Source organism: Segatella copri (assembly GCF_026015295.1).
Classification (GTDB): domain Bacteria; phylum Bacteroidota; class Bacteroidia; order Bacteroidales; family Bacteroidaceae; genus Prevotella; species Prevotella copri_C.
Window position 1 is genome coordinate 1,142,170 of sequence record NZ_JAPDUW010000001.1, and the last position, 12,610, is coordinate 1,154,779.

A 12,610-nucleotide genomic window follows, 5' to 3' on the forward strand; every position below is an offset into this window, starting at 1 on the left:
AAAGTACCCACAAAAAGTGGGTACTGCATACTATCATTTTACGATTTCTGCCATCCAGGCAAAGCATAATATAAGTTAAATTATTGCGGTAAAGACTTTTTCTTTATTGCTGGGTTTCCAGCGATGAAAGAATCAGCAGGAAATGATTTTGTGACAACACTTCCAGCGGCAATGACACAACGGTCCCCAATGGTAACTCCGGGGCAAATAGTCACATTCCCACCTAACCAGCAATCCTCTCCAATGGAAATTGGAAATGCGGTTTCAATTTTTTTTCTACGCTCGATATAGTTTATAGGGTGTTGTGGAGTATATAACTGGCAATTTGGGATTATACTCAGTAAATAATTGGATGAAACTTTTTGCTCGTTTTCAGCAATATATTTCGGAGAAAAATGACTATCATTTGCAACCATTGAAATCAGTTCCTTATCATAGAATTTTATATTCAATCTTTCAGCAAGCATTTTCCCCAACAAATGCCCACCACTTCCATATTCACGAGCAATAGTAATAATTATCGGTTGATTATCAGTATATGAAGCCTGATATGGTTGTATAGGTTGCAACCAACTATCAAATATTCTCCAATAAGGCAATAACAAATGCGATATAGGACCTACTACCAAAGCCGCAATTACTGTACCCTCACGAACTCCCTCTATATTGGAAAGGAAAGTTACAGATAAAGCACAAGCAATCAAAACTAATGAAACATCGAAGCAGACTTTGATAAAACCAAACTCCTTATGGACAAATTTGGCAATGACTTGAACCAAATATTCCCCAGCCACCATCGAAACATTGGCTTTGACTTCTAAACTTATGCCTAATCCTAAAATAAAGCAACCGACAAGCAAGGCTACTATTTGTGCAAGATAGTAGTCGGGAGATAACCATACCAGCAAATAGTTCATGGAAATATCTATGAACAAGCCAAAACAAAAACCAACTGGGATTTGGCTTATTAACTCATAACGTTTCATAACTATTTCTTTCTTTTTCATCATGGTCATTTCCAGCAAAATGAAAAGAAGATTCAAGTAAATTGTATATTGCCCCATCGTGTAAGGTGTAAAGAGGCTTAATACAAATGGAACACTGGAAATAGCAGAAGTTCCCAACATGGCTTTAGTTATAACAGAAATACCAAAAGCATTTACAAATACGGAGCACAGAAATAGTGCATATCTTCTAAATAATTCGTTTCTAATCATTTGTATGTTCCTTATTTCCGCAACACTATAATTTACAATGTTTTTTATAAGTACCTGAGCAACAAAAAGTTGCTCAGAATTTTGTCATGTCAGAAATTTCACTTATCCTAGTGTCGCTTTTTAAAACAAACAAAATTCTGAATGACATTGCAAAATATACAAATAAAATTCGAGAAACTCACTATCTGTTCCTTCGTACCTGCTGTGCGGACACCATATTGCGTGCATTTTTCCAAGCGCCAACAATCTGACCCAGATACATTGTATGAATGCCTGCAGGAAAGTTGGCGTACATTTTCTTAGGCACGTCGTTACGAAAATGCTTCTCCTCGAAAGGTGCACTATACATGGTCTCACATTCTATCACGACATCAGCCTCCTTAAAATAAGGAGTACCATTTTTAGTATAAGCCACATGCAGAGAAAGAGCCTTGGCCTTGTCTCCATCTCTACCGCTGTGCTTGCCCATATACTGAATAACATCAGCATCGGAGAACTGCATCACCGTGAAATACTTCGATTTCTCCATAAATTCATGCGTGTATCTTTTCTGAGCTACATAAACTGTCATCAAAGGCAAGCTTCTGCCCCAGATAGTTCCCATGCTTCCCCACCCGATGGTCATCGCATTATAGCTTTCCTGGTCTCCTGCAGCTAAAATCAGTCCATTCTGAAAGAACGTGAATGGATTAACATAAAAACTGTCCTGTACTTCAATCTCCTTGAAACCATTCTCTGTCTGGGCAGAGATTCCCAGCGAGCAGAAAGCCATGAACATGGCTATAAATATTTTCTTCATATTATTATTTTACTCCCCTCCATATACGTTGTACGAAATATTTTCCTTCTTCCATTTATCCTTCGGAGTTGGCTTTGTGTCTGGATATCCAATCACGATGGTATTTAACGGAATTAACGACTCTGGCAGTTTGAGTGACTCAGCCACAGCTGCACAACGCTCTTTTGAGGGATAAGTGCCAGTCCATACGGCACCAAGTCCCATTCCCGTGGCTGCCAGAAGAATGTTTTCTGTGGCTGCTGAGCAATCCTGAATCCAAAACTCACGTGCATCACCTTCAAGAGCCTTGTCCATATCGCCGCAGACTACGATAGCCAGCGGAGCCTTGGCAGCCATTCCGGCATTTGGATTAGCCTCGGAAAGTTTCTGCAACTGGTTCTTGTCCGTAACAACAATAAAGTGCCAAGGTTGTTTGTTTGCTGCAGTTGGAGCTGCCATTCCTGCCCGAAGCAGCTTTTCCACCTTCTCGCTTTCAACAGCTCTGTCCTCATAGGAACGGACAGATGTGCGATTGAGAATATTGTTGATTACTACTTCCGAACTATCCTGTTCCATCACTTTTCCATCTCCTGCCGGTGCAAGTTTATAACAGAGGAACACTAATGCAATAGCGAGTACTACATTGAGAATCATTGAAATCTTCATATCTTTTATTTTATTTTGAAAATTGACAGTATTTTAAGAGCGAACCTGTTGGACAGACGAAGCGGCAGTAAGGTCGCATAACTACCGTTGAGAGTGCTACGAAGACAATAGCAAGGGCAATAACCACCCATGATGCAGATTGGAACACAAAGGCAGAGAAGGGTTCGTAATCAATCCAGTCGAACCATACACCCGTCCACAAACACAACATGAGCATTGCCCAAAGTATCTGGCGAAACTTATCAAGTCGCTTGGCTGTGGCTGGTTTTATCCTGACTTTATATCCTACGCATTTTCCTGCAAGCTCCTGCAAAGAACCAAAGGGACACACCTGCGTACAATAGTATGATTTCTTGCCAAAGAGTGGGTATACGAATGCGGTGATAAGCATAATTACCGGCACTATCAACGCCACTATGTTCATGCCGTTCGACATGTAGCTGATGATTGACGTGTAGTTAAGAAACGAGCCACACCAGAAACCAAGCACTACGACATTCAGGATTTGCTGACCTGTCCTATAGCGTCTGTCTTTAATGAATAGCGGCACGATGGCAGCCAAAAGCACAACGACAAGTCCGGCCATAGCCTTGGCAGAAAAATCAAACTCGGCCCATACCGAAGTCTTTACTGGATTCTTTGCTGCATACTGCAGTCCACGCTGCACGTTTCCGATGATTGCCTTTGATGAGAACGTTGCACCAGACACGGCGTCCACCTTCATCTTCTGTGCATCTTCCACGGTCTGCCCATTCCATTTGGTAAGAAGCACAGAAGCTTCCTTGAAGAAATCGGGAGTCTCTGAATTGGCAAGGGCTCTGATATTCTCCACCCTACCCTCATGCAGGGTAATCTCCAACGGCACAGTGCCTCCATAGCCTACAATGTCTTTTCCAAGTTCTGTAGTATTCAATCGTACAGAACCATCTTCAAGCACCACCATTGGCTCAGTCTTTTGCGAAGCTGTCTGATGATCCTTCACATCCTGTCCTGCCACCTTGCTGTCTCTTCGAATACTGACAGCCACAACCATCAGTACACACGTCAGCAAGCATAGCAGTTGTTGTAGTTTTCCTGAATAATTTTTCATTTTTTGTCTTTCTTATAGCAACTAATATTACTTATTAAAGCGCTCATTCAACCAATTATCCACATAGTCAAAGAGTTTTTTAACTGTATCTCCGTAACTCGTCTTGTTGTATTTCTCGGCTTCTCTTTCTGGCGTGAAATTATGTCCTGCACCTTCCACAAAAGCGATTGTCTTGTCTGTAGATGCACTATGATTGTAAATCTCCTCCGCAGCCAGATACTCATAACTGCCAGTCATTCCCATAAACAGAGATGGCACAGTCACACCCTCGATATTGCCAATCGGACTGTTGATATTCGAGTTCCAGTGAACGCCCTGCAATCCATCAGCATTCACACGGAAATCATCATCCGTCGTGATGGCACATGTGCTGAGAAAACCTCTTACGGTAGTATTGAGAGAGGCTGTCAAACGTTCAGAACTGCCGATGATGCCGAAGGGAGCTCTGACACTCTTTACCACTTCCTTCTTGACACTTCCATCAGCCTTGATAACAGACCATACTTTCTTGGTATGAGCCAGAAGTGACAAGTCCTGCGGAAAGAGTTTGTTATAGAATCTCATCTGTGCCGCTCCAGCCACAACAAATGGCTCATCGTCAGCAAAGTGCCCTTTTCCTGCTTCAATCTTTAACAGTCTGTCGTTGGCTATTGCCATTAAGGTCTGCAGACGATTTCTCTGAGCCTGATTATAACTGGCAACAAAAGCGTCATTGTAAACAGAATTTCCTCCGACTACATATCCATTGGCAGGATCTTTCAGGTTGAAACGTCCGGTTTCATTCATTCCCTCATTCTGTTTGCCGATATTCGCATCGAGACTCAGAAGGGTCATGAGCGAATTTCCAAAGTTCGCATCCAGCAACATCACGCCATCTGTCTTTGGCAAACCAGCCAGCTTCTCGTTCCAGTCATTATATAGCTTTCCCTCAAAGGCAGCCTTTCCTTTTTCTGCCACCAGCTGATAAGCAGTCATGACAGTGGCTCCACCGGAATGCCCCAGAAGAATCACTTTTCTGATATTCGGATCCTTACGGAGATACTCCACACACGCCTTGATATTGAGTAATTTCTCGCTGATAACCTTACCCTGAGTAGGAACGGTTGCAATAACCGTATAGCCACGCTTAGACAACTCCGGATTAGGAATGAAACCCATATAATCCTCATCAGAGTGCATCACTACTATACCAATACCTGCTTTGGCTGTTTTTTGAGTTGGCTGATACACTACAGCCGACTGATGTCCTAAACTCACGAAACGGGCAGAATATCCTTCGCCTTCTGCCAGGGCTGGAACCATGTTCAACATGAATCCCAAAATAAACAACATAATTTTTCTCATCGGATTAAACTCCTATTATTCTTATTAATTTTTATACACAACAAGTATTACACTAAAATGGAGTTAATTCGACACAAATAGAGTCATGGTTTCTACCAAAACCATTTCTTAGACTCATAAAACTCTATAAGGTTTATTGCATTAACGGTATTTAACGAGTTTCCCATACTTCATCATCTCTACATTCCTATCGGTCTCGTCTGAAATCGTTGCGTCCGTCTCCATGCCACCATGCGCCCAGGAAGGCGAGGATGGCACGGAGAACGATGTAGATAACGATGATGTCAACAAATTCATTCATAAGCTTGATATTTAACGAGTTATTTAATATATATTTACAACCGGAATGCCCAAACAGTTGGCTTTCTTGAAAGTGTAGTAGGTTCCACCCTTCTCTCTCCCATCATAGAAGGAAATGAGGAGGGATGCATTCTCAACCATGAACTCGTCTCGGTCAAGAAAACATCGGGTGTAATAGTATTCTGAAAGGATGATCACCTCATCTGCTGAAGCCATCAATCCATCATAAACCATCCTAACGCTGGGCTTGAACCTATCTGCCTGACCTCTGAAAGGAATGGCTGCGGTAAGCGTCATTCCCGGGCAGGAAGATTTCAGCGACTGCACTATCTGGGCTGCCATCAAGTCAATACCGATGGCGAATCCCGAAATAAAATTACTGATGCCATGCTCGTAAGCTTCGAGGATGGCTTTGGTCAATCGCTCTCTTATGACCTCCTGCTGAGAGAAGTTGTAAAAGCGATGACCTGTAAAGGCTGCCGAAACAGCCTTGGCAAACTTTGTCATATTCTTTCTTTTCATTGCTGTACATATTTATATGATGTTTTGCCGAGGAAAATGCCGTTTGTTACGTGCGCCCCTACTTGTTCCAATTGTGCAGTGTAGGCACAGAATGAAGTGCCGGTAGTGACCACATCGTCCCAAATGCAGACTATCTTGTTTTTGAAGAAGTTCGCATCCACCTCAATATTATTCTTTTCCTTCAAGCGCTTTGCTCGCTCTTCCTTCTTGACCTTTGTGCCATGAACTGCGGTACGTTCGCCAACAACCTTGACATGGGAAAAGCCGTTGATTGCTCCAGAAAACTTGCAGACAAGTTCAGAGAAGTTCTTGTTGCGTGCCTCGTTACGTTCCTGGCTGCTTGCAGGAACGCAAGAGAAGACAACGCTGCGAACCTTACGACCAAACTTTTTGACAAGCATCTTTGCCACGCACTTCGCCACATCTGCATGGTTTCGACCATCCTTGAAATCATAGATAACCTGGCGGTCAAAGAAAGCATCCATACCGATGTTCTTGATTCGTACCGGATAATAGCGCAAAAAGCAGTTCAACTCCTTATCCTCCTGTCCCTTGATGTAAACCTGTACCATGTTCATTGCTTTAAGTGTTGTTACTTGGCAGGTAGCAGCCATCAGCCACTACCCACCGAGAAAAATGTTTTCAATCGTAAAGTCTGCTGAGGAAAGACTGCAACTCTCTGTCGAAGATTTCAGAAAGCTGACATGGTTGGAATGGCTTTCTCTGCTCCACTCTGACCTTGCCGAGTCCGAACTTGGTTACGTCAAACTCCACACTTGCCATTTCATTGGCAGAAATGTAGCTGTACTCAGTCTCAGCCAAACCTACAACGATGCCAAAGAGCACAAAATCATCATTCTCTCGCTGTCCTTCAAGAATGTACCAGCGAGCATTGCCGATGAAAAACACTGCGATGCAAACTGCATCCTTCTTCTTACTATCCTGAGAATAAAGCGGATAGTCCTGCATTGCCTTCTCCAATTCTGGAGTAATCAGGCGGTTGTTGAAATCTTTTGCCATAGTCTCTAAAATTTATTTTCTCCCTTTCGTTAAGTCCTTTCGGACTTGGGATCGGGAAGCTTTTTCTGCTTTTCAAAGTGCGTACAAGGCAATAAGGCAAGTCTGATGGGAAGAATACTCTTTTGCATGTTTCATGGAAAAGGAAGATTGTTACCGAATCACGACTTGCTATTTGCCAGATACGCGATAACTTTGCAGAAAAAGAATCCCGAAATCCCAAAGACGATACGGAATCAAAGACTTCTGGTTTCAGTAAGAAGAAAATAGTATAACAGAAAATGACTGTAGGGATAAAAAAGCCGGGTGGGAATAGGCCAAGCAAGTATCAACAGTTTAAAAAGCCAGCGTGTTGCTCCTTCGTAAGTCGATAAAATCGGCCTGCGAAAGAACAACACCCTGGCTAACTGTTCATGCTTACTGGACTATGGCGTTTGAGGTGTTTTATTCTATAAAACAATAATGGCATTAACGTTACCATTACTCCCGAAGGTTATAAATATACGATATATGCAATCTATGAAAACAAAGCTAGTACAGAAATGCATAGATCTCTTAAAATATTTTTTGTAATATGACTATGAGAAAAACTACAGAGGTACTTATTCTACAAATACTATCCGTTGTGCGATAAAACACGCTATAGATAAATACACACAAATTGCACTCTTAAATAATAGACATTTTTTCCAATAGAAAAGAAATTGATGGCGAAATAAAATCTATTAATCAAGACATAAAATTTGGAACAAAAAAATGTAAAATCGAATATTAAAACAAGTATCAAAAGGTAGTCTGTAAACATCATTTTAAAATAATAAAACACTACTGTCCCGTTAAAGTGGACTAATCGCTCTTTGAATTAATTGAAATACAGTCTATTAGGTGGTGTTTGGGAATGAAACGGACTTGATTTCGTAACTTTGCAGTCAAATTAAAATGACTGCTATGTTCCAAGACAAATACGTTTTTGCCCAGCTCACCGCTTTTTTGAACAGAACTCAGTTTAACAACTATGTTCGCAAGTATGATGGAAACCGCTATGTGAAGCATTTCACATGTTGGAATCAGTTGCTTGCTATGATGTTTGGTCAACTGAGTAATCGAGAGAGTTTGCGAGATTTGATTGTTGCTTTTGAAGCACATAGAGCAAAGCAATACCATCTTGGATTAGGGCGTAAGCCTATTGCGAAAACGACATTTGCTTCTGCCAATCAGAATCGTGACTACCGTATCTTTGAAGACTTTGCTTTCTATATGATGGAGCAAGCCAGGAAGAAACGAGTAACGGATATCTTCAAGTTGAAAGGCAATGTATATGCTTTCGACTCAACGACCATTCCATTGTGTTTGTCGGTCTTCTGGTGGGCAAAGTTCCGTAAGAAGAAGGGAGGAATAAAAGCACATGTGCTATATGACCTCGAATCTCAGGTTCCAGCTTTCTTCCATATCTCTACAGCATCAGTTTACGACTCAAAGGCTATGAAGGAAATTCCTTATGAATCAGGTTCTTACTATGTTTTCGACCGTGGATACAATGCATTCAAGGAGCTTTTCAAAATACATCAGCATGAATCGTTCTTTGTTGTGCGAGCCAAGAAGAATCTGCAATACAAATGCTGTAAATGGAGGCGCAGGTTGCCAAAGAATATATTGACAGATGCTGTGATTGAATTCACTGAATACAATTCATACCGGAAGTATCCAGAGAAACTCAGACTCGTCAATTTCTATGATGAAGAACAAGGTAGGGAGTTTGCCTTCCTGACAAATGCTTTTCATCTAACAGCTCCTGAAATCGCCAACCTTTACAAGAACAGATGGCAGATAGAGCTGTTCTTCAAATGGCTAAAGCAGCACCTCAAGATCAAGAAGTTTTGGGGTACTACAGAGAATGCTGTGAGAATCCAAATCTCATCGGCAATCATAGCCTATTGCCTTGTTGCTATCGTACAACATGATTTGCAACTTAAGCGATCAACTTATGAGGTTCTTCAGATTCTAAGCATTTCTCTTATGGATAAGACACCACTCGTAGATCTCTTCGAAAGGACTGATTTCAATAATTTCAAAGAACTCGATTGTCCCCTCTTTCCGGGGTTATTTGATTAATATTTAACTGGTCCCGATTTTAACGGGACACTAATGATAATAAAAAGCAAGGAGCATAAGGCGATGCCACCATACTGTGCTCCTAAGACACAAGTCGGGCTGCTGACATCTTCGCTACCGACTACCCTTTGTAATTGCAAAATTAATAAAAACAAATGATATAACAAAAAGAAATAGGGAAAAATATTCATCAAGGCAAAAAAAGCAGGAGAACGCAGATTGTCATAAGCAGAACATCCTATGAAAGGAGGCATGCTTACCTTTTTTGAAACTCCTTCTATAGAACTTTCTATTATAATAGGATGCTATATAATAAAGTAAAGACAGAATGCCAATAAAAGAGGAATACCATTATATTATAATAAGGTGGAAGGGAGGGAAAATGAAGGTTGATGCTGTGAGCCAGTGCCCTCCTCGACGAATGGACATGCAGTAGTGTCAAACTGATTAAGTGGGAATCGCTTGTGTCCCACCTACTTAGTTTGTAAGCTACCGCATGTCCATTCGTGGGCACCTTCCGACTGAGGGGCTTTGCACTTACGTCATGCTCTGCTGACATAACTGCAAAGTCTATCAGGTGGAACTCCAGTAGCATCCTTCATGGTATGGGGCGAAGCATTATCATCTCGTTTATAAAAATGCAAATCTATAAAGGCCTGCTACTCATCATGGAATGAGGGCTTCAAGTTGTATTCATGTGTACACGTACACACCTATCCATGTATATATGTATTCACGTCCACATGAATACATTTTAAAAGAGGAAGGCCAGGATATTATAATAAGGTTGGAAGGGAGGGAAAATGAAGGTTGATGCTGTGAGCCAGTGCCCTTCTCGACGAATGGACATGCAGTAGTGTCAAACTGATTAAGTGGGAATCGCTTGCGTCCCACCTACTCAGTTTATAAGCAACCGCATGTCGTTTCGTGGGCACCTTCCGACTGAGGGGCTTTGCACTTACGTCATGCTCTGCTGACATAAATGCAAAGTCTATCAGGTGGAACTCCAGTAGCATCCTTCATGGTGTGGGGCGAAGCATTATCATCTTGTTTATAAAAATGCAAATCTATAAAGACCTGCTACTCATCATGGTATGAGGGCTTCAAGTTGTATTCATGTGTACACGTACACACCTATCCATGTATATATGTATTCACGTCCACATGAATACATTTTAAAAGAGGAAGACTATAATGCCTATAAAAAGGAAAAGCATTATATTATAATAAGGTGGAAGGGAGGGAAAATGAAGGTTGATGCTGTGAGCCAGTGCCCTTCTCGACGAATGGACATACAGTAGTGGCAAACTGATTAAGTGGGAATCGCTTGCGTCCCACCTACTCAGTTTGTAAGCAACCGGATGTCGTTTCGTGGGCATCTTCCGACTGAGGGACTTTGCACTTACGTCATGCTCTGCTGACATAAATGCAAAGTCTATCAGGTGGAACTCCAGTAGCTTCCTTCATGGCGTGGGGCGAAGCATTATCATCTTGTTTATAAAAATGCAAATCTATAAAGGCCTGCTACTCATCATGGTATGAGGATTTAAGTTGTATTCATGTGTACACGTACACACCTATCCATGTATATATGTATTCACGTCCACATGAATACATTTTAAAAGAGGAAGACCAGGATATTATAATAAGGTTGGAAGGGAGGAAAAATGAAGGACGATGCTGTGAGTCAGTGCCCTTCTCGACGAATGGACATGCAGTAGTGGCAAACTGATTAAGTGGGAATCGCTTGCGTCCCACCTACTCAGTTTGTAAGCTACCGTATGTCGTTTCGTGGGCACCTTCCGACTGAGGGACTATGCACTTACGTCATGCTCTGCTGACATAAATGCAAAGTCTATCAGGTGGAACTCCAGTAGCATCCTTCATGGCGTGGGGCGAAGCATTATCAAGATGTTTATAAAAATGCAAATCTATAAAGGCCTGCTACTCATCATGGTATGAGGGCTTCAAGTTGTATTCATGTGTACACGTACACACCTATCCATGTATATATGTATTCACGTCCACATGAATACATTTTAAAAGAGGAAGACCAGGATATTATAATAAGGTTGGAAGGGAGGGAAAAAGAAGGACGATGCTGTGAGTCAGTGCCCTTCTCGACGAATGGACATGCAGTAGTGGCAAACTGATTAAGTGGGAATCGCTTGCGTCCCACCTACTCAGTTTGTAAGCAACCGGATGTCGTTTCGTGGGCACCTTCCGACTGAAGGACTATGCACTTACGTTAAGCTCTGCTGACATAACTGCATAGTCTATCAGGTGGAACTCCAGTAGCGTCCTTCATGGTGTGGGGCGAAGCATTATCAGAGAAAATCAGCCGATTATCACCATGAGAACAGCTCATTTTGGTTAAAATCCGCATGTTTATACCATTTTTTTGCTGCTACGCAAAAAGATTTCGCACTATTTTTGTATCTTTGCACCCGAATTAGACAAATAAAAAGTAAAAATATAAAAATCCTATACGGAAATGAATTTAAATATGCACATAACATCACAATCATTCGTTCAGAGCTATCGACGCTTTGAACGGAATAGTTATGTACATACATCAAGTACATCAGATACAGCCGGTATAGGATTCCCACATCATTATTCGCATAGTTATTTCTATCGGGCATCGTAGCAGCGTGCCCCACAGAGAACAAAGATAATACGAAAGAGTTGGAGTTTCCTTGCCGGGAGAATCCAACTTTTTCTTTTAGTCAACTGCTTGCATCTGCTCTGACATGACGAGAAAAAGTTGGATGAAATCCAACCATTTTTTACGTTTAAATGAAAGAACTATGCCAGCAAATAAGAATGCCTTAATAAGGTACAAAACTATAGACAACTGTTTAAGAAACAGATACAGAAGATGGACTCTCGATGATCTCGTGGAAGCATGCAGCGATGCTCTCTACGACATGGAGGGAATCACCAAAGGAGTATGCGCCAGAACTGTACAGATGGACATACAGATTATGAGATCTGACAAACTGGGCTACAATGCTCCTATCGAGGTTTATGATAGAATATACTACAGATACGCTGATCCAGACTACTCTATCACTGAAATGCCTTTATCCATAGAGGACTGCAAGCTGATAAAGAAGGCTATCATTCTTCTTGAAAACAAGAAGGATAAGAACAACGAAGACACCATCCAGGTGCTCAACAAGGTACAGGACAGACTCAAATCTATTCTGAACTTTGTGTAAGGATAAAGGAGGAAAAATATGAATGAACATCAACGAGACATCGTCTTACAAGAAAGCTAAAAGGCTTCTTTTCAAGCAAAACTGCCTGAAGAGAAGCCTTTTTTATGTGGAGCTTCAAGTAGGATTCGAACCTACGACCTGCTCATTACAAGGGAGCTGCACTACCACTGTGCTATTGAAGCATTTGGGAGTTTGATGGGGATCGAACCCATGACCACCAGAGCCACAACCTGGCACTCTACCAACTGAGCTACAAACTCCATATAAACTCCAGATGGATTCGAACCACCACCTCCAGATCTGAAATCTGGTATGCTACCAATTACACCATGGAGTTGTT

9 protein-coding genes, 2 tRNA genes and 2 pseudogenes are annotated in these 12,610 nt (G+C 41.6%); 2 read left to right on the forward strand and 11 right to left on the reverse strand.

From position 1 onward, the window contains the following. Positions 1–80 precede the first annotated feature (80 nt). From ONT18_RS04770 to ONT18_RS04810, 9 genes and pseudogenes are all read right to left on the reverse strand, one after another. On the reverse strand, positions 81–629 hold the full coding sequence (locus ONT18_RS04770; RefSeq protein ID WP_264906796.1) for a cytidylate kinase family protein: 549 nt from the start codon (positions 627–629) through the stop codon (positions 81–83). After that, a pseudogene (locus tag ONT18_RS04775) lies at positions 624–1,217 on the reverse strand (YczE/YyaS/YitT family protein); the annotation flags it as partial. The gene ONT18_RS04770 and the pseudogene ONT18_RS04775, both read right to left, overlap by 6 nt. A gap of 181 nt (positions 1,218–1,398) precedes the next feature. Then, a complete protein-coding gene (locus ONT18_RS04780; protein WP_264904371.1) occupies positions 1,399–2,016 on the reverse strand; it encodes a flavin reductase family protein in 618 nt (205 codons plus the stop codon). Between the two features lie 9 nt (positions 2,017–2,025). Then, entirely contained in the window at positions 2,026–2,661 is a 636-nt protein-coding gene (locus ONT18_RS04785) for a nitroreductase family protein (RefSeq protein WP_264904372.1), read from the reverse strand. A 10-nt stretch (positions 2,662–2,671) separates the two neighbouring features. Continuing rightward, the gene (locus ONT18_RS04790) at positions 2,672–3,751 is read right to left on the reverse strand and encodes an FMN-binding protein (protein ID WP_264904373.1); all 1,080 of its coding nucleotides are present in this window, start codon (positions 3,749–3,751) and stop codon (positions 2,672–2,674) included. 27 nt (positions 3,752–3,778) lie between these two features. After that, positions 3,779–5,083, reverse strand: coding sequence for an alpha/beta hydrolase (locus ONT18_RS04795; protein WP_264904374.1), 1,305 nt, complete (start codon positions 5,081–5,083; stop codon positions 3,779–3,781). Between the two features lie 336 nt (positions 5,084–5,419). Then, complete coding sequence (locus tag ONT18_RS04800; RefSeq protein WP_264904375.1) at positions 5,420–5,917, reverse strand: DUF1273 domain-containing protein; 498 nt, start codon at positions 5,915–5,917, stop codon at positions 5,420–5,422. Then, on the reverse strand, positions 5,914–6,495 hold the full coding sequence (locus tag ONT18_RS04805) for a ribonucleotide-diphosphate reductase subunit alpha (RefSeq protein WP_119229690.1): 582 nt from the start codon (positions 6,493–6,495) through the stop codon (positions 5,914–5,916). Before ONT18_RS04805 ends, ONT18_RS04800 begins: the two co-directional genes overlap by 4 nt. Before the next feature lie 64 nt (positions 6,496–6,559). Further along, entirely contained in the window at positions 6,560–6,937 is a 378-nt protein-coding gene (locus ONT18_RS04810) for a DUF2958 domain-containing protein (RefSeq protein WP_264904376.1), read from the reverse strand. Positions 6,938–7,882: 945 nt separating this feature from the next. Here ONT18_RS04810 and ONT18_RS04815 point away from each other — a divergent pair. Together ONT18_RS04815 and ONT18_RS04820 are read left to right on the forward strand one after the other, a co-directional pair. Continuing rightward, positions 7,883–9,046 carry an IS4 family transposase gene (locus ONT18_RS04815; RefSeq protein WP_118192664.1) on the forward strand — a complete coding sequence of 388 codons (1,164 nt, stop codon included), beginning with the start codon at positions 7,883–7,885 and terminating at the stop codon, positions 9,044–9,046. A gap of 2,810 nt (positions 9,047–11,856) precedes the next feature. Continuing rightward, positions 11,857–12,136: pseudogene (locus tag ONT18_RS04820) on the forward strand (hypothetical protein); the annotation flags it as partial. Between the two features lie 241 nt (positions 12,137–12,377). On the opposite strand, the gene ONT18_RS04825 reads toward ONT18_RS04820, so the two are convergent. Together ONT18_RS04825 and ONT18_RS04830 are read right to left on the reverse strand one after the other, a co-directional pair. After that, positions 12,378–12,452 (reverse strand) — tRNA-Thr (locus tag ONT18_RS04825). A 5-nt stretch (positions 12,453–12,457) separates the two neighbouring features. After that, positions 12,458–12,530, reverse strand: a tRNA-His gene (locus tag ONT18_RS04830). Positions 12,531–12,610: the final 80 nt, after the last annotated feature.